Below are 16,786 nucleotides of genomic sequence, written 5' to 3'. Positions count from 1 at the left end.
TATGTAGTCAATATCGATATTCGACATAGACGCGGTGGTGAGACACCGGATTTTTTCCAGACATCTGCGGGGAGGATACGCAGCGTGATCCCTTTCACACGGCTTGCCGCCAGTGCATGCTTCAGCTTGGCCACATCATTCATCGCCCTGTCGGCTGTGGCGGATATGGCACCGGAAACCACACCCGGTGCAACCATCTACACGATGGACGATTTCAGTCAGTATGCACCGCGCACGGCGCTCGAAATGATTTCGCGCATTCCGGGATTTTCGATCCAGGGCGATGATGACGGCTCTCGCGGATTTGGTCAGGCCAGTGGGAATGTGCTGATCAATGGTCAGCGCGTATCTGGAAAGTCCAATGGGGCGACCGAGTCGCTGGACCGGATATCCGCCTCCAGCGTTGTGCGGCTCGAACTGGTCGATGCGTCAGCCTTTGAAATTGCCGGCCTGTCCGGGCATGTCGTGAATGTCATCACCAATGGAGATGGGGCGGTCTCAGGCACTTGGCGCTGGCGTGCCCGGTTCCGCGACAACCTCCCGCCGTTCTACAACGGCCTCAATCTCACACTATCCGGCGGGCAGGGGGATATCAGCTGGTCATTCGAGGCTGAGAGCAGCCCGGAGCGCGGCGCCTCCAACGGTCCTGAATTTGTCACCGACGGCATCGGCGACCTGATACAGCGCCGTGAGGAAGACTTCACCTATGCCGCCGAATATGTCTCCGTATCCGGATCGGTTGGCTGGACGCCAGCCTCGGGGGCTATCGGAAATCTCAACGCAAAGACCACACTGTTCCAGCCAGACAGGAAAGAAACCTCGAAACTCTTTCCGGTTAACGGGCCAGAGGGGCGGCGCCTGTATGAGGGCGCTGAGGATGAAGTGTTCGTGGAAGTCGGTGGCGATTATGAATTTGGCTTTGGGCCGGGCCGGCTAAAGGCAATCGGCCTGGTTCGCCGAGAGGACAGCCCCATCATTGACCGCGTATTCCGCGGTAATGTTGATGGGACGGATATTTCCGAAAGCCTGTTCACGCGCGATATTGAAGAGGGCGAATATATTCTCCGGACGGAGTATGGTCTTGCATTTGATAATGGAAACGACTGGCAATTCGCGCTGGAGGGAGCCTTCAACTATCTGGACCAGCAATCTTCTCTTGCCAGTTCCGATGGTGGAAGTCCGCTGGAGCTGCAGACTCTGCCGAACGCAAATTCACGAGTTGAGGAACAGCGCGGAGAAGTCTCCGTGACGCATGGTCGTCGGCTTTCCCCCTCAGTGACCGGGCAAGTTTCCATGGGCGCTGAAATATCGGAACTTTCCCAGTCCGGCGATGCGTCCAATGTGCGGACCTTCACCCGACCCAAAGGCTTCGCCAGCCTGTCCTGGCAGGTGGATCCGTCATTGAAACTGGTCACACGCCTTGAGCGGGAAGTGGGGCAGCTGGACTTTTTCGATTTTGTCTCATCGGTCAATCTGAGTGCCGGGAACGGCGAGAATGGCAATCCTGAAATCGTTCCTGAGCAGAGCTGGCGACTGAGCGCCCAGGCCGAGAAGAATTATGGCGGCTGGGGCGCCGCGACGCTCGAAGTCTTCTATTCCGATATCGAGGACATTGTTGACCGTGTACCCATCGGGACGGGCGACGGTCCCGGAAATCTCGACTCGGCCTGGCGGGTCGGAGCGGAGTGGGACGCCACGTTGAAATTCGACAAAGTCGGTTTTGCCGGCGCGGAATTGTCCTTTGAAGGCGAGTATTTCGAGTCGGAAGTGAGCGACCCGCTCACCGGAAAGGTGAGGCCGATCAACGACAGTTCGAAATACTGGATGCTCGCCGAGATGCGCCAGGATGTTCCGAGAACGGATTGGGCCTGGGGTGTCGGGTTCGAGCGCTGGGAACGCAATCCGTATTACCGCCTGTCCGAGACAGGGCAGGAAGGGGCGCGCCCAGGATTTGGGTTCGCCTATGTCGAGCACAAGGATCTTTGGGGCATGACCGGTCAGGCCATGATCGGGAACTTCGCGAACCAGAATGATACGTTCCGCCGGCAATTGTACGACACAAATCGCCTTGGCAATGTCGTGCGCGTTGAAGACCGCGCGCGGGATTTCGGCCCGATCTTCACAGTCCAGCTGGAAGGCAAGTTCTAGGTTCGCGGTGCCCGATCAGGGGAGGGGAGGCTTGATGCGGCCGATGCGGCGCACTTCCCAGCGCAGCTTTACGCCCTGAGAGTCCCATACTTGCGCGCGAACAAGCTCGCCCAGCGCTTCGAGGTCTGCGGCTGTGGCATCGCCGGTATTGATCAGGAAGTTGCAGTGCTTTGGCGAAACCTGTGCGCCGCCGACCTTCAGGCCGCGGCAGCCCGCAGCGTCAATCAGTTTCCATGCGGACCGCTGGTTTGGCGTGCCGGGCGGGTCGGGGTTCGCAAACGTGGATCCGGATGTCTTGTCCTTGATCGGCTGCGTCTCGGCCCGGCGGGCCTGTAGGGCTTCGATTTCTGCAAGGATCGCGTCTGGTGCGCCTGTGCCGCTGCCTTCCAGGGTCAGCTTGGTGACGACCAGGTCATTGGGCAGGTCGCTGTGTCGATAGGAAAACTGCGCTTCCGGCAGGTTGCCGGCCCGGCCCGGCCCGCGATAGGCGATATGGGTGCCATCGCGCAGGTAGCCTTCAAGGCCGACCAGCACGTCCCGCAATTCCTGACCATAGCACCCGGCATTGGTGCGGGTCGCTCCGCCGAGCGATCCCGGAATGCCGGACAGGAATTCCAGCCCCCTGATGCCGTGCCGGGCGGCAGTCTTGGCGACGGACAGGTCCAGTGCACCCGGCCGCGCTGTCAGGGTCAAATCGTCCCCGGCTTCCACACTCCCCCAGTATTTTCCCATCAGGCGGATGACCACGCCCTCGATGCCGCCATCGCGCACGATCACATTCGAGCCAACGCCGAGTACGGTCACCGGAATGGCCGGGTCGAGCGTCTTCAGGAAGCCGGCAAGGTCGGCTTCGTCTTCGGGCAGGAACAGCCAGTCGGCCGGCCCGCCCACCCGGAACCAGGTATAGGGCGCGAGGTTCGCGTCCTTCAGCAGCTTGCCGCGAACAGGGGGAAGTGTCGTCATCATAGGGCCTAGGCGTTCGGGCACTTCCCCCTCCATGTCAAGCAGCGGGGGCGGAGGTCCGCTCACCATACCAGTCAATGTTGCGGGTCATGTACATGGTCAGTGCGATGGCCGCGAAACTTGCCAGAGCGCCCGCCAGCAAGGCATGGCTTTCGGCCCGCATCAGCACATAGATCAGCGTGTAGATGCCGGACAGGATGGCCAGCGCGCGCAGGCCATAGAGCCGTGAGCGGAATACGCTGGCCGCATAGGCGGCGGTCAGCAGCACGGTCATGCTTGCGGCGATCAGGAAGGCTCCGTCAAAGCCGATACGCTCCGACATGGCGAGCAGCAGGATGTAGAAGATCGTCTGTGCCAGTCCGACCAGGACATATTGCGCGGGGTGGGCGCGTGCGGCGCTGGTCACTTCGAACAGGAAGTAGGCGAGGAAAACGAAGCCGACAAACATGACGGCATATTTCAACGCGCGCTCGACGCTCTGATAGGGATTGCCTTCCTTCATGAACCGGACAGCCATGTCGCGACGGTTCCATTCGGTCAGTTCGCCAAGGTCGAGATTGGCCCCTGCGCCGGCAATGCCGCGGGCCAGATAGGGCACGCGCCAATGCGCCTCGAAGCCTTCCGACTGGCCGTCGCCTGCCGTATGGCGCTCGGGCAGTACGCCGCCCTGGAAGCTGGGATCATTCCAATTGCTCACAAGGTCGACCCGCGTATCCTTTGCAAATGGCGCGATGGATAGGCGTTCGGCCCCGGACAGGCGCATGTTGGAGGTCAAAGCGATCGGTGATGTGGCAGTTTCGAGACCAGCAATATGGCCGCCCGCAAGGGTCACACCGGAGGGCGGCACAGGTTGGTACTTGCCGGCATTGGACGCGTAATAGGGCGTTGGTTCGATGGCCAAGTCCGTGCCATTCGCTGTGACGGTGATCGCATCCCGGATGCCGCGCGTGTCCGAGACCCCGAGATAGACCCTGGCATCCGACCAGATCGGGGTGGCGTCGTCGGGCAAGGCGGCGCGCAAGGCCGCCGGATCGAATACAGCGTCCATGCTGATCGTGGCATCGAAGACAGGGATGGCGTGAATGCCGCGGGTACGCATCTGAACATCCACATCGGCCGAGGCGGTGCCGGTATCGGCATAAGCGACCACATAGCCGTAAACCAGTTCATTGTGCCTTGGGCCGAGGGTGCGTGAATAGGGTACGGACAAGACCGGTCCCAGCACGGATTGTTGGCCTCCGACCATTTCACTGACGTCGGCAAGCGCGCGATCCGCGCCCATGCGGCGATCCTGGACCACGGAATGTATGAAGAGGGCGGGAATGGCCATCAGGAGGGCAAGTCCGCAGACGAGCAGCAATTTCAGGCCGACGGACCGTTGCGGCACAAGGCTCGCGAACGGCGATGGAGGTTGAGACGTATCGGTCATGTTTGGGGTCCCCAAAAAAAGATTGGAGACACGGTTTATGACCCGCTGGTCGCGGCGGAGGTGGGGCGCAGCCGGGGCCAGTCCAAGGTTACATTGCGGTCATCTTGTGACGTGGTTACCGGTTGGGCGATCCATCCTGATCCAGCTCGTCGGAAATCTCGTCGGCCGCATCAGACACTTCATTCGCAAATTCGGATGTTTCCTCGGGCAGATCTTCCAGCGTCGCGTCCATGCGCGCGCCAGCGCCTTCGAATGAGCCTTCCTGCAGATAGAACCAGCCGAGTGCGATCACGAATGCGACGCAGAGGAAAGCGATGATGGCGGTGAGCGTGCGGCCCATGATGAGTCTCCTTGAGAGTATTCATCATGGTCAACGCAGCGTTTACTACGAGGTTCCGATTTAGCGCTTTACCCGATCTATTTTACGAGGTGGAAAAGATCATCCACACAGTCTGCAATCGGTCGGCCAGCCGTATCGACTGTTCCTGAAATCTGGGGGTTCGGCTCCCAGATACGCTCGCGGCGTTCTTGAAGACTGGTAGGCAGCAAGCCGTCGATGCCCGTCTCACGAGTGCGCAGCCTCATGGCGGCTTCGTCTTCATTCGTACACACAATTTCGATCTCGATGACGCGCGTGCCTGTTTCCTGAGCGATGGCTCTCCAGCCCTCGCGTGCCGGTTCCACCGCATTAACGGCGTCGGCGATTACGTCTTTGCCTTCCAGAAGATGGCGCCGGGCATGGTCGTAGCCAATTTGGTATCCTTGCGCGCCGACATCAAAATCGCTGCTATTGACGTTGCGCAAATCCTGCTCGAATACGTCGACCCTGAGAAGGATAGCGCCTGAGAGATCACTCAGGCCTTTCGCAAGCGTAGATTTTCCGGAGCCCGGCAAGCCCGACAGCACGATGAGCCGGGCCAAAGGACTAGGCCTTCTGCGTGGTCAGGGCGCCGTGGCAATGCTTGTACTTCTTGCCGGAGCCGCATGGGCAGGGGGAGTTGCGGGGCGTGCTGGCCCAGCTTTCCTCTGCTTGATGCAGGGCTGGTCCGGGCGGCGGCGTGTCGTCGCTCGACATCTCATTATGGCCCGTATCCGGATCAAGATGGGTTTCGCGCATTGGCGGAACAGGCGCCGGCGCTTGCGGCACAGGGCGTCGCTGTTGCGCTTGCTGTTTTTCTTCCGGTGTCTGAACCCGGATATGCATCAGTGAGCGGGTCACGGTCGCGCGCAACTCGTTCAGCAAATTGTAGAATAAGTTGAAGGCTTCTTCCTTGAACTCGTTCAGCGGGTCGCGCTGGCCGTAGGAGCGCAGATGGATCACTGACCGCAATTGGTCGATCATCTGGAGATGCTCGCGCCAACGCATGTCGAGGACCTGAAGCAGGATTTGTTTTTCAATCCGCTGCATCTGTTCAAGACCGACTTGCTCTGTGATCGCCTCATAGACTTTGGCGATTCCATTGTGAACGCGCTCAGCCACTTCCTGGTTGGCAACGCCTTCTTCGGCGGCCCAATCCTTCACAGGCATGTCCACGGCAAAATCATTGCGCAGGGCTTCGGCCAGCCCATCCATGTCCCACTGCTCGGCATAGGCCTTCTCGGGCATGGTGCGGGCGATCAGGCCGTTGATCACGTCTTCGCGCATATCAATGATCGTGTCGGAGACATTCTCGGCGCGCATAAATTCCATGCGCTGCTCAAAGATGGCCTTACGCTGATCATTGATCACGTCATCATATTTGAGGACGTTCTTCCGAATCTCGAAATTGCGCTGTTCAATCTTCTTCTGCGACGTTTCCATCGCCTTGTTCATCCAGGGATGGGTGATGCCCTCATCTTCCTTGATGCCAAGGCGACGCATAACATTGTCCATCCGCTCTGCCGCAAAAATGCGCATGAGGTCGTCTTCGATGGAAATGTAGAATTTGGACTTGCCCGGATCACCCTGACGGCCTGTTCGGCCGCGCAACTGGTTGTCGATCCGGCGGCTCTCGTGACGCTCGGTACCCAGAACGTAGAGGCCACCGGCGTCGAGCGCACGCTTTTTCTTGACCTCAATATCGGCCTTGATCTGGCTGGTCAGCAGGGACAATTCGCCTTCGGTCAGTTCGCGGCCAAGCTTGGCTTCCTGTTCGGCTTTTTCCTGTTCGACGCGCATTTCGAAATTGCCGCCGAGTTGAATGTCGGTACCGCGACCGGCCATATTGGTAGCAACGGTGATGGCGCCCGGCACACCGGCATTGGCCACGATCTGGGCTTCCTGCTCATGGTGGCGCGCATTCAGCACTTTGTGTGGAATTTTGGCGGTTGTCAGCAGGTTCGACAGGACTTCAGATTTTTCGATCGACGCCGTGCCGAGCAGGACCGGCTGACCCTTGGCATGACACTCGCGGACATCCTTGACGATCTCCGCATATTTCGCGCTCGCGGTGCGGTAGACGACATCGTCTTCGTCAATCCGCTGGATCGGCTTGTTCGTTGGTAGGTCGATGACACCGAGATTGTAGATATCGGCAAATTCGTCGGCCTCGGTCAGCGCGGTGCCCGTCATGCCGGCCAGTTTGCTGTAGAGGCGGAAATAGTTCTGGAACGTAATCGACGCCAGGGTCTGGTTTTCCGGCTTGATGTCGACCTTTTCCTTGGCCTCGATGGCTTGGTGCAGGCCTTCTGACAGGCGGCGGCCTTCCATCATGCGACCCGTGAATTCGTCAATCAGCATAACCTGACTGTCTTTGACGATGTAATCCTTGTCGCGCGCATACAGTTTGTGAGCGCGTAATGCCTGATTGGCATGGTGGACGATGGAGATGTTCGCCGGCTCCCACATGGAGCCTTCCAGCGTGCCGGCCTCGGTCAACCAGCCTTCGATCTTTTCCGTGCCGGTTTCGGTATACGTGACCGAGCGTTGTTTTTCGTCGAGTTCGTAATCCTCATCCGTCAGGCGCGGCATCAGGGCATCAAGCGCCATATAGAGTTCTGACCGATCATCGGTCGGGCCGGAGATGATCAGCGGCGTGCGCGCTTCGTCGATCAGGATGGAGTCGACTTCGTCGACGATGGCAAAATGGTGTTCGCGCTGGGCCATTTGGTCCAGCGAGTATTTCATATTGTCGCGCAGATAGTCGAATCCGAACTCGTTGTTCGTGCCGTAGGTAATGTCAGACGCGTAGGCCTTGCGGCGCTCCTCGTCGGAAATGCCATGAACAATGATGCCGGTCGACATGCCAAGGAAGCCATAGACCTGGCTCATCCACTCAGCATCGCGCTTGGCGAGATAGTCGTTGACCGTGATGACGTGAACGCCCTTGCCTTCAAGTGCGTTCAGGTAAACCGCCAGCGTCGCGACCAGCGTTTTGCCCTCACCCGTGCGCATCTCGGCGATATTGCCGGAGTGCAGCACCATGCCGCCCATCAACTGAACGTCGAAATGGCGCATGCCGAGCGAGCGTCGCGCGCCTTCGCGGACAACCGCAAAGGCTTCTTCAAGCAAGCTGTCGAGTGTGGCGCCATCGGCGAGGCGTTTGCGGAATTCGTCCGTCTTGCCGCGTAGGGCTTCGTCGGAGAGCGCCTCCATCATCGGCTCGAGCGCGTTGATCCGGTTGACGCGCGCGTGCAGCGGCTTCAGCTTGCGATCATTAACTGAACCGAAAATCTTGCGGGCAACAGAAAGCATATCAGGTAGCACCAATTGATCTGGGGCGACAAAACTCTAATCCTGACAGCGGAACCGGCAGAATATTTGTGGGTTCTCCCACAGCACACTCGCTGGCTGAAACCCCTCGACCAGCGTTCGGGTCAGACTTAAGAACGCCGCATTGGGGTGTCAATGCAGCGCCCTCAGCCTAAAGGAGACTTTACCGTGCTGCTTATGAAGCCCTTTTCCCGCGCTTTGCCTGCACTGCTTGCCGCTTCCGCGCTTTTGTTGGTCCCTGCCTGTAACCGGCCAGTCGAAGAAGAACCCGTCATTCAGGTCGAGGCCGCAGCCGCCGTCACGGTGAATGGCGATCCGATTTATGTCAGCGAAGTTGAGCTGGAGGCCGTTGCGCGCGGCCTGATTTCACCGGGCGACGCGTTCGGCCCCGGCGATGAAAACTATGATCTCGTCCTCGACCAGCTGATCGACCAGAAATTGATGGCACAAGAGGCGCTGAACCGCCGGCTCGACAAGGGCGCCGCAGCAGAGCGCCGGCTTGAAGTTGCCCGCGAGCGTATTCTCGGAAATCTGCTCGTGGAGAGCCTGGTTGCGTCTGAAGTGAACGAGGACAGTATCGAGGCCATGTACAAGGAGCAGGTCGCCCTCCAGCAGGAGGACGACGAAGTCTCGATCGCGCATATCTTGATTGAAACCGAGGAAGAGGCCCGGGCACTTCATCAGCAAATTCAGGACGGCGCCACGTTTGAAAGCCTCGTCGTCTCCAACTCGCTCGATACCACCACGCGCATGGAAAATGGTGACCTGGGCTATGTCGCGCCAAATAATATGGCAGATCCGTTCCCGGTCGTGATCGCCAACACAAAGGTCGGCGAAGTCTCTGAACCCTTCCTGTCTGCCGATGGCTGGCACCTGTTGAAGGTGAAGGATCGCCGAACCAGCCCACCCAAGACCCGCGCCGAGATGCGGCCGGAGATCGTGACCTTCCTGACGCTCAACCAGGTCAGCAAGATCTTGCGACGCCTGCGCACCGAAGCGCAGATCGAAAAGGGCGAGAAATCGACAAAAATTGTCCCCGATGCTGCACTTTCGCTTGAAAGCGAGGGCGATCTCCTCAAAGAGCAGCCCGCATCTGATGAACAAGGACGTGAACTTTGAAACTGACCCCATCTCCCTTCGCCCCGGCTCGCTTTCCAGACCTGCCGGTCGTCAAGGGTGTGCGCGCGACCACCGGTTCGCGCGGCTTCTATGCGGCACGTGGCATGACGCGCGATGATGTGTTCCTCTTCAGCTTTGAGGAAGGCACCCACTGCGCCGGCGTGTACACGCTGTCTCATACCGCGTCGGCGGATGTCATCTGGTGTCGGGAGGCCTTGAAGTCAGGTGCCGGCAAGGCTCGCGCACTGATCGCCAATTCGGGCAACTCGAATGCCTTCACCGGTGCCAAGGGCGTGCTCAAGAACGAGGCCACCCTGAAGGCGTTGACCGAAACGCTCGGCGTGGAAAAGCAGGAATGTTTCCTCGCGGCGACTGGCGTGATTGGCGAACCCTTGCCAGACCCGAACTATGTCGGCGCATTCGTGCCCGATCTTGCGGGCAAGCTTTCGGCTCCTGACTGGGAAGCCGCAGCCCGCGCCTTCATGACGACTGATACATTTCCCAAGGGCGCAGGGCTTGCGACCAAGATCGACGGCGTGGACGTCAATCTGGCCGGTATCGCCAAGGGCTCGGGCATGATCGCGCCCAACATGGCGACCATGCTGGCCTATGTTTTCACCGACGCCGCCATCGCGCCAGACCTGCTGCAAGGTCTGTTGGAAGAGGTAACGAACCAGACCTTCAACAACATCACGGTGGATGGCGACACGTCGACGTCCGACACGCTGATGGTATTCGCCACCGGCGCCAACGGCATGGCCGAGATCGCCACACGGGACGATCCCCGTTTCGCCGAATTCGCCTCCGCCTTGAAGCAGGTCTGCCTCGACCTCTCCCACCTCATCGTCAAGGACGGGGAAGGGGCCAGCAAGTTCGTGACAATCACGGTCGAAGGCGCAGTGTCGGAAACCTCCGCAAAGGTGGTCGCCTGTTCGATTGCCAACTCGCCCCTCATAAAAACGGCCATGGCTGCCGGAGACGCCAATTGGGGACGGATCGTGATGGCCGTTGGCAAATCGCTTGAGCCGATAGACATGGACCAGCTCGCCATATGGTTTGATGATGTCCAGGTTGCCTCTGCGGGCGGGCGCATGCCGGACTATAGCGAAGCAGCCGCCGGCGGGGTATTTGCCCAGCCGGAATTCACCATCCGTGTCCACCTCGGCGTGGGCGAGGCGTCTGCCACGGTCTGGACCTGCGACCTGACGCATGGCTATGTCGACATCAACGGAGCCTATCGTACATGACGCGTAGAATGGTGCTTGTGGTCGCCGCTGCGCTCTATGATGCCGAAGGCCGTATCCTGCTGGCTCAACGCCCCGCTGGCAAACCGATGGCGGGACTCTGGGAGTTCCCGGGCGGAAAGGTCGAGACAGGTGAGACGCCAGAGCGGGCGCTGGTGCGGGAATTACAGGAAGAACTCTCCATCATGGTGGACGAGACCTCTCTGAAACCGATCACTTTTGCCAGTCATGCTTATCCAGATTTTCACCTTTTGATGCCACTTTTCTCAACGGAGAGTTGGGAAGGCGAGCTTTCGCCCAGGGAAGGACAGGCCTTGGCCTGGGTCAGATCATCGGACCTTCATCTCTATCCGGCGCCTGCGGCAGACATTCCCCTGTTTGCCGTGCTCTCGGGTAACTAGACAGACTCGGAGCGAACATGATGGCCTCGAACACAATGATACGCCGCTTCCTGCGTGACGATACGGGCGCAACCGCCGTGGAATACGGACTTCTGGTGGGACTGATCGCCGTTGCGATCATGGGCGGCCTCGTGGCCGTGGCCACATCCATCAACCAGACATTCACAACCGTTGAAACGGAAATGTCCTGATCGATCACTCGTCAGGTCTTGCGACCAGACGTCAGGAAGATTTGTGACTTCGTACAGCGTCGGCGAGGCTGACCCTGGCGCTTCCGGGTTTTAGCGGTTTGGGTTGGGAGTCTGCCGGGCTCCAGCCAGACATATGCACCACTTCAAATGTTGCGCGCACACGCCCGTCCGGATCGCTATAGTCATTTGCGTAGATTTCCATGGCACGCAACAGCACACGGCGCGGCAGGGGCCGAATTGTCCCGGCTGCGAATGCCGCCCGCTCGCCCATCCCTTTCAAATCGGCCAGCAAGCCCATCGGTGATCTGTACCGGACCACAACCTGATCGCGATCAACGACTGGCAGGGCGAAGCCGGCCCGTTGCATCAGGCTCGCCATATCGCGCAGGCCGGGCAGGGGGGAGACGCGTGCCGCAACGCCGCCGGTTAGTTCCGTTTCGGCCTCCATCAGGCTGGCTCGCAACTCACTCAGCGTGCCCGCACCGAATAGCGCGCCGAGAAACAGGCCGTCCGGTTTCAGCGCCTGACGAATCTGCACCAGCGCACCGGGCAAATCATTCACCCAATGAAGGGACAGGGCCGACACAATCAGGTCTAGGCTGGCCTGTGGGAAAGGCAGGCCCTCTTCATCGACCTGCTTCGCATTGAGACCGCCGGCCCGGCTGATCGCGACCATGCCGCTCGATATATCCCCGGCTTCGACAGACCCGACCTGGTCGCTGGCCTGAAGCAGTTTGGCGAGTTGGCCATCATGTGCGCCGAGATCAAAGGCGCGATCAAAGGAATGAGACGTATCCGCCAACCGGTCAGCGATATCGCTCGACACGCGCGCTTTCAGGAAGTCATATTCTTTGAAACTGGCTGCGGCCCGGCTGCGATTACGGGCCACCCGTTCGCGGTCGAACAGGCGGGGCGGCGCAGAATTCGGGGGGACCGGGGAAGGCATGAGCAGCGATATGGACCACCGGGCCCGCATGGCAAAGGGGCTAATGCGCGGCGCGGCTGAATTTCTCTGGCCCCAACGCTCCCTCGTCAGTGGCCAGCGCGGCGCAGGCAAGGGGCCGCTCTCGCCGTCCGAATTCGCCGCCATCGGATTCCTTTCCGATCCTGTCTGCGAAAGCTGTGGCCGGCCAATGGAGCTGGACCTTGGGCCAGGGGCGCAATGTGCGCCCTGTATTGCCCGCCCGCCGCGTTGGGACCGGGCCCGCGCCGCCTTGGTCTATGAGGCCGCCAGTCGCCGCATCGTGCTTGATCTCAAACGGTCTGGTCGCCGGGACGGGCTGCATGTCATGACCGGCTGGATGCACCGGGCCGGGGCGCAACTGGTCGCCGAAGCCGATCTGATCGTGCCCGTGCCGCTGCACTATACGCGCCTTGTCAGTCGAGGCTTCAACCAGTCGGCCTGGCTGGCACAGGGTATTGCCCGCCGTGCCGGCCTGTCCTGCCGCGTCGATGTCCTGAAACGCCGCCGCCGCACGCCCACTCAGGGTGGGCTCAGCGCGAAGGCCCGCCGGCGCAATGTGGCGGGGGCATTCAAAGTCTCCGACCGCGCTGCAACCCATGTGCACGACAAGCGTATCCTGCTGGTGGATGATGTCCTGACGACGGGCGCGACCCTGTCGGCCTGCACGCGTGCCCTGAAACAGGCAGGCGCGCGACAAGTCGACGTGCTGGTGCTTGCGCGCGTTGTGCGGGAAACGGATGTCACCATATAAAACCGGAAGAAACTATTCAGGAGCCCCTCAATGGCTGATGTCACAATCTATACGCGCCAGTTCTGTCCTTACTGCACGCGCGCTGTCTCCTTGCTGAAATCCAAGAACGTCAATTTCAATGAAATTGATGCCGGAATGGATGCGCAGAAAAAAGCCGAAATGGTCGAACGGTCTGGGGGCGGTCGCACCTTCCCGCAGATTTTTATCGGCGACAAACATGTCGGCGGCTGCGATGACATGATGGCACTTGAAAGGTCCGGGAAGCTGGATTCCCTGCTCGGCGCATAATCTGGGGCAGCCATGATCCGTTACGCGCTCATCTGTTCTGATTGCGACCATGACTTCGAGGCATGGTTTGCGTCGTCTTCGGCGTTCGACGACCAGTCCAGCCGGGGCCTTGTCAGCTGCGCGATGTGCGGAGGCGAGAATGTGGTCAAACAGATCATGGCGCCGTCTGTGCGCACATCCGACGGTCGCAAGGCCGCGCCGGATGAGGCGGCCATGGCGCGGGAAATTCTTGCGAAGGCACGCGACCATGTCTCGCGTAACTTCGACTATGTCGGCGACAGCTTCGCAGACGAGGCTCGTTCGATGTTCTATGGCGAGACCGACAACCGGCCGATCTGGGGCGAAACCTCTGCCGAAGAATCGGAAGCCCTGCGTGAAGAGGGCATCCCCGCAGCGCCTTTGCCACGGGCGATGACGCCCAAGCGGCCCAAATCGAACAAGCAACTAAACTGAACTGGAGCGCTTTGACGCGCTTGACCCTGCTTCGCCCTGATATATTACGCAGGTCACAAGGTTTTTGACGGGGAGTGCCCTAAATGGCTGCCAGTGAATATCATCGTGGAGACATGGACATCAGCGCCCAGAAGGCGACTTGGGGTGGTTTCATGGTGGGAAGCATCTGGGGCAGCCTGCTCATCATCCTGACCGTTGGCTATGCAACGCTCGCCGTTGCCATTGGCATGAACTGGATGATTGCCCTCGGCCTGATGACCGTATTCGGCATTGTCTCCGGCCTGGTCATGAATTTGGGTGGCCGCTGGATGGCCACTGTCGTGCTGATGGTGGTGCTGGCCTTGGTCGTCCAGCTGTTCATCGCACTGTTCGGACTCGTCCTTTAGAACACTCAGACCGACAGGTTTTCCGGTTCCTTGCAATCGGCGCATGTCGCGATGGCCGGATCAGCCTTGAGGCGTGTCAGCGGGATTCTGGCGTCACATCCTGTGCATAGGCCATAGCGCCCCGCTTCCATGCGGGCGAGGGCGGATTCGATCCGGGCCAACTGTTCTGCGTATTTCTCAAGGGAACCAGGCGGGCGCCGGATTCCGTCAGCACCTGCATCTTTCGTCAGGCGATCCAGTCCTGAAAGGGGAGGCATCGTCTTCATCTGGAATGATGCTGCGACTCCTTTAAGGGCTTGGCAAGGCGTTTCGGGCGATTGAGGGTAATCCATATCGACAAACACTAACGACCTGACGTCGATTGCCTACAAGGACGCCATGCCGATGCCCTCATCGCCCCTGATCATGACCTCTGTCACCAAGCGGTTCGGGACATTTACCGCCGTGGACAACCTGTCCCTTGAGGTGCCGGACGGCCAGATCATCGGCTTTCTCGGTCCGAACGGCGCTGGCAAATCGACCAGCTTGCGCATGGGACTCGGGATCATGGAGCCGGATTCAGGCGAGGTGGAACTGTTCGGTGCGCGCCCCAATGTCCGCGCGCTTCAGCAGGTCGGCTTCCTCCCGGAAGAGCGCGGCCTGTACAAGAAGATGACCGCGCGCGACACGATCAGCCATTTTGCACGCTTGAAGGGCCTGTCTGCGCATGATGCACGGACGCGCGCTGACGAACTGCTCAGCGCTGCGGGCCTTGAGGAATTCAGCCGCGCGCGCATCTCGAAATTGTCCAAGGGCATGGCCCAGAAGGTCCAGATCCTGTCCACGCTGGCGCACCGGCCCAAATTCCTGATCCTGGATGAGCCCTTTTCAGGCCTTGATCCGGTCAACCAGCAAGCCCTTGAAGATCTTGTCCGTGCCGAGCATGCACGCGGCGCGACCATCCTGTTCTCCACCCATGTCATGGAACATGCCGAACGCCTCTGCGACCGTATCGTGATGATGGCGCGGGGGCGCAAGGTTCTGGACGGTACGCTGAAGGAGGCCTTTGCCACGCTGGGGCAGGGGGCGCGGATTTCCGTCGAGAACGGGTTTGATCTGTCGAGCGCACTCGGCCCGAAAGGGTTCGAGGCGGTCCGCACGACAGATGCCGGACATGGCGAAACCTGGCGGATCGATCTGCCGCCGGGCCGGGAGGCGCAGGACGCCTTGCGCGCCGCAATTGAGGCCGGCGCACCGATTACCGGCTTTGCGCCCGAAGAGGCCCGCCTGCGCGACGTGTTCGTGTCGCTGGTGGGCGAGGCAGATGCAGCCGCTCTGGCCGCATCGCTTGCAGAAGATGAGGCCGCCTGATGCGCAACATATTGCTGATCTTTCGCCGTGACTATCTTGGCTATGTAAAGGCCTGGGGCTTCTGGCTGAGCCTGGCGGCTGTGCCGCTCTTCATGATCATCGGTGCGGCGCTCGCCAGTTTTGCGGCGCAATCCTCGCCGGTGCGCTACTATGCCGTCATCGAGCCGGGCGGCATCTATGCCGAGGCGATCGAAGCCGAGTTCCAGCGCCGGGAAATGGCCAATGCGGAACGTACAAGCGAACTTGCCGAACAGCTGGACCTGCCCGTCATGAGCGAGGATGAAGCCCGCGCCGCCGCCGAAGGAGCCAGCATTGCCAGCCGGAAATTCATCCCGGTGCCCGCGCCCGCAGATTCCATTGACGGATTGCGACCCTATCTGCTCGGTGAAAAACTGGTCTCCGGTCCGCTCGGCGACAAGCCGCTCTTTGCGGCCTTTGTGCTGGCAGAGGATGGGGGCGAACTCGAATACTGGAGCGATGACGTCAATGTCGACCAGCTGCGCTATCTCGCCCAGGATGCCATGCTGCGCCTTGCCCGCCGCGATGCGCTCAACGAAGCCGGGCTTGGCGAAGACTTCCTCCAGAACGTGGATGATGCGGCCTTTGACGTGCCGGCACGCCGTATCCGCACGATCGAGGAACAGGATGCCACAGGCGCCGAAGTGACGATGGCCGACCGCGCGCCCATGTTCGTCGCGGGCGGGCTCGCCTATTTCCTCTGGCTTATGGTGTTCTCGATCATCCAGTACTTGTTGATGGGCACGATTGAGGAGCGCTCGAACAAGATTTTCGACACGCTGCTGACCTCGGTAAAGCTGCCGGAATTGCTGGCGGGCAAGATGCTCGCCGTGTTCGCGGTCACCTCCACCATGATGCTGTCCTGGGGCCTGTTTGCCTTTGCGGGCGGCACATTGGTTGCGACACAGATTCCGGGTGTTGGCAGCATTATCGAGCCATTCCTGGCCACGCTTGCCAATCCGGCCATCATCGTGCCGGGCCTGATCAGCTTCATTCTCGGCTATATCATGTACGGCATGATCTTCATGGCGCTCGGCTCGCTCTGCGATACGATTCAGGAAGCGCAGACCCTGCTCAGCCCGATGATGATCCTGCTCATGCTACCCATGTTCGCGATCTTCATCGCCTTTCAGGACCCCGGCTCGCCATTGGTCGACATCGCCTCATGGATTCCGTTCTTCACGCCCTTCCTGCTGATCCTGCGCATGCCGCATGATCCGCCGCTCTGGGAAGTGCTCGCCCAGATGGGCCTGATGGCCGGGTTCGCGCTGCTGATCCTGTGGCTGTCCACCAAGGTCTACCGCGCAGGCGCCGTCCACGGCGCCGGCATCGGCGACATGGGCGGCATGCTCAAGCGGATGGTCGGCCTGAAAGGGAAGGCGGTTTAGGG

The 16,786-nt window shown here is 60.2% G+C and carries 18 protein-coding genes; 11 read left to right on the top strand and 7 right to left on the bottom strand.

Annotation, left to right across the window (positions count from 1 at the left end):
• The first annotated feature begins 84 nt into the window (after positions 1-84).
• A complete protein-coding gene (locus B2P82_RS12700; protein WP_290497323.1) occupies positions 85-2,148 on the top strand; it encodes a TonB-dependent receptor plug domain-containing protein in 2,064 nt (687 codons plus the stop codon).
• Positions 2,149-2,163: 15 nt separating this feature from the next.
• On the opposite strand, the gene murB is transcribed toward B2P82_RS12700, so the two are convergent.
• The 5 genes from murB to secA form a co-directional block, all read right to left on the bottom strand.
• Entirely contained in the window at positions 2,164-3,114 is a 951-nt protein-coding gene (murB, locus tag B2P82_RS12695; protein WP_290480009.1) for a UDP-N-acetylmuramate dehydrogenase, read from the bottom strand.
• Positions 3,115-3,148: 34 nt separating this feature from the next.
• Positions 3,149-4,540: a cell envelope integrity protein CreD gene (creD, locus tag B2P82_RS12690; protein WP_290497321.1), complete on the bottom strand. Its 1,392-nt coding sequence runs from the start codon at positions 4,538-4,540 to the stop codon at positions 3,149-3,151.
• Positions 4,541-4,655: 115 nt separating this feature from the next.
• Positions 4,656-4,880 carry a hypothetical protein gene (locus tag B2P82_RS12685; RefSeq protein ID WP_034815061.1) on the bottom strand — a complete coding sequence of 75 codons (225 nt, stop codon included), beginning with the start codon at positions 4,878-4,880 and terminating at the stop codon, positions 4,656-4,658.
• A 77-nt stretch (positions 4,881-4,957) separates the two neighbouring features.
• Positions 4,958-5,461: a P-loop nucleotide/nucleoside kinase family protein gene (locus B2P82_RS12680; protein ID WP_206991400.1), complete on the bottom strand. Its 504-nt coding sequence runs from the start codon at positions 5,459-5,461 to the stop codon at positions 4,958-4,960.
• Between the two features lie 4 nt (positions 5,462-5,465).
• Positions 5,466-8,213: a preprotein translocase subunit SecA gene (gene secA, locus B2P82_RS12675; protein WP_290480006.1), complete on the bottom strand. Its 2,748-nt coding sequence runs from the start codon at positions 8,211-8,213 to the stop codon at positions 5,466-5,468.
• A gap of 195 nt (positions 8,214-8,408) precedes the next feature.
• On the opposite strand from secA, the gene B2P82_RS12670 reads away from it, so the two are divergent.
• Genes B2P82_RS12670 through B2P82_RS12655 form a run of 4 tightly spaced genes read left to right on the top strand, consistent with a single transcriptional unit; the run spans position 8,409 to position 11,186 of the window.
• Positions 8,409-9,350, top strand: a complete 942-nt coding sequence (locus B2P82_RS12670; protein ID WP_290497463.1) for a peptidylprolyl isomerase — start codon at positions 8,409-8,411, stop codon at positions 9,348-9,350.
• A complete protein-coding gene (gene argJ / locus B2P82_RS12665; RefSeq protein WP_290497319.1) occupies positions 9,347-10,597 on the top strand; it encodes a bifunctional glutamate N-acetyltransferase/amino-acid acetyltransferase ArgJ in 1,251 nt (416 codons plus the stop codon). Before B2P82_RS12670 ends, argJ begins: the two co-directional genes overlap by 4 nt.
• Positions 10,594-10,995, top strand: coding sequence for a (deoxy)nucleoside triphosphate pyrophosphohydrolase (locus B2P82_RS12660; protein ID WP_290497318.1), 402 nt, complete (start codon positions 10,594-10,596; stop codon positions 10,993-10,995). Before argJ ends, B2P82_RS12660 begins: the two co-directional genes overlap by 4 nt.
• A gap of 17 nt (positions 10,996-11,012) precedes the next feature.
• Positions 11,013-11,186 (top strand): Flp family type IVb pilin, encoded by a 174-nt coding sequence (locus tag B2P82_RS12655; RefSeq protein WP_242517406.1) that lies wholly within the window; start codon positions 11,013-11,015, stop codon positions 11,184-11,186.
• A gap of 31 nt (positions 11,187-11,217) precedes the next feature.
• Here B2P82_RS12655 and B2P82_RS12650 read toward each other — a convergent pair whose 3' ends face one another.
• A complete protein-coding gene (locus B2P82_RS12650) occupies positions 11,218-12,132 on the bottom strand; it encodes a methyltransferase domain-containing protein (protein WP_290497317.1) in 915 nt (304 codons plus the stop codon).
• On the opposite strand from B2P82_RS12650, the gene B2P82_RS12645 reads away from it, so the two are divergent.
• From B2P82_RS12645 to B2P82_RS12630, 4 genes are all read left to right on the top strand, one after another.
• Positions 12,131-12,901, top strand: a complete 771-nt coding sequence (locus B2P82_RS12645; protein WP_290497316.1) for a ComF family protein — start codon at positions 12,131-12,133, stop codon at positions 12,899-12,901. The two genes, B2P82_RS12650 and B2P82_RS12645, sit on opposite strands and share 2 nt — an antisense overlap.
• Before the next feature lie 30 nt (positions 12,902-12,931).
• Entirely contained in the window at positions 12,932-13,189 is a 258-nt protein-coding gene (gene grxC, locus B2P82_RS12640; protein WP_206991395.1) for a glutaredoxin 3, read from the top strand.
• 12 nt (positions 13,190-13,201) lie between these two features.
• On the top strand, positions 13,202-13,642 hold the full coding sequence (locus tag B2P82_RS12635; protein ID WP_290497315.1) for a DUF1178 family protein: 441 nt from the start codon (positions 13,202-13,204) through the stop codon (positions 13,640-13,642).
• 83 nt (positions 13,643-13,725) lie between these two features.
• The gene (locus tag B2P82_RS12630) at positions 13,726-14,028 is read left to right on the top strand and encodes an aa3-type cytochrome c oxidase subunit IV (RefSeq protein ID WP_290497314.1); all 303 of its coding nucleotides are present in this window, start codon (positions 13,726-13,728) and stop codon (positions 14,026-14,028) included.
• Between the two features lie 5 nt (positions 14,029-14,033).
• On the opposite strand, the gene B2P82_RS12625 is transcribed toward B2P82_RS12630, so the two are convergent.
• Complete coding sequence (locus tag B2P82_RS12625) at positions 14,034-14,294, bottom strand: TraR/DksA family transcriptional regulator (RefSeq protein ID WP_290485365.1); 261 nt, start codon at positions 14,292-14,294, stop codon at positions 14,034-14,036.
• Between the two features lie 118 nt (positions 14,295-14,412).
• Here B2P82_RS12625 and B2P82_RS12620 point away from each other — a divergent pair, with 118 nt between their 5' ends.
• Complete coding sequence (locus B2P82_RS12620; RefSeq protein ID WP_206993276.1) at positions 14,413-15,378, top strand: ABC transporter ATP-binding protein; 966 nt, start codon at positions 14,413-14,415, stop codon at positions 15,376-15,378.
• Positions 15,378-16,784: an ABC transporter permease gene (locus B2P82_RS12615; protein ID WP_206991392.1), complete on the top strand. Its 1,407-nt coding sequence runs from the start codon at positions 15,378-15,380 to the stop codon at positions 16,782-16,784. The genes B2P82_RS12620 and B2P82_RS12615 overlap by 1 nt, the downstream gene beginning before the upstream one ends.
• The last annotated feature ends 2 nt before the right edge of the window (positions 16,785-16,786 follow it).

The sequence above is a fragment of the Hyphomonas sp. UBA4494 genome (assembly GCF_002388935.1).
Lineage (GTDB): Bacteria > Pseudomonadota > Alphaproteobacteria > Caulobacterales > Hyphomonadaceae > Hyphomonas.
The sequence above is the reverse complement of the archived record's forward strand: the minus strand, read 5'-3'. Positions and strand labels throughout refer to the sequence as shown.

Bases quoted from the DNA above. Each gene is read 5' to 3' on its own strand.
- B2P82_RS12655 (WP_242517406.1), top strand. From the start codon at position 11,013: ATGATGGCCTCGAACACAATGATACGCCGCTTCCTGCGTGACGATACG.
- B2P82_RS12685 (WP_034815061.1), bottom strand. From the start codon at position 4,880: ATGGGCCGCACGCTCACCGCCATCATCGCTTTCCTCTGCGTCGCATTC.
- creD (WP_290497321.1), bottom strand. From the start codon at position 4,540: ATGACCGATACGTCTCAACCTCCATCGCCGTTCGCGAGCCTTGTGCCG.
- B2P82_RS12645 (WP_290497316.1), top strand. From the start codon at position 12,131: ATGAGCAGCGATATGGACCACCGGGCCCGCATGGCAAAGGGGCTAATG.
- murB (WP_290480009.1), bottom strand. From the start codon at position 3,114: ATGATGACGACACTTCCCCCTGTTCGCGGCAAGCTGCTGAAGGACGCG.
- B2P82_RS12670 (WP_290497463.1), top strand. From the start codon at position 8,409: ATGAAGCCCTTTTCCCGCGCTTTGCCTGCACTGCTTGCCGCTTCCGCG.
- B2P82_RS12625 (WP_290485365.1), bottom strand. From the start codon at position 14,294: ATGAAGACGATGCCTCCCCTTTCAGGACTGGATCGCCTGACGAAAGAT.
- B2P82_RS12630 (WP_290497314.1), top strand. From the start codon at position 13,726: ATGGCTGCCAGTGAATATCATCGTGGAGACATGGACATCAGCGCCCAG.
- B2P82_RS12650 (WP_290497317.1), bottom strand. From the start codon at position 12,132: ATGCCTTCCCCGGTCCCCCCGAATTCTGCGCCGCCCCGCCTGTTCGAC.
- B2P82_RS12635 (WP_290497315.1), top strand. From the start codon at position 13,202: ATGATCCGTTACGCGCTCATCTGTTCTGATTGCGACCATGACTTCGAG.
- B2P82_RS12660 (WP_290497318.1), top strand. From the start codon at position 10,594: ATGACGCGTAGAATGGTGCTTGTGGTCGCCGCTGCGCTCTATGATGCC.
- B2P82_RS12620 (WP_206993276.1), top strand. From the start codon at position 14,413: ATGCCCTCATCGCCCCTGATCATGACCTCTGTCACCAAGCGGTTCGGG.
- grxC (WP_206991395.1), top strand. From the start codon at position 12,932: ATGGCTGATGTCACAATCTATACGCGCCAGTTCTGTCCTTACTGCACG.
- B2P82_RS12615 (WP_206991392.1), top strand. From the start codon at position 15,378: ATGCGCAACATATTGCTGATCTTTCGCCGTGACTATCTTGGCTATGTA.
- secA (WP_290480006.1), bottom strand. From the start codon at position 8,213: ATGCTTTCTGTTGCCCGCAAGATTTTCGGTTCAGTTAATGATCGCAAG.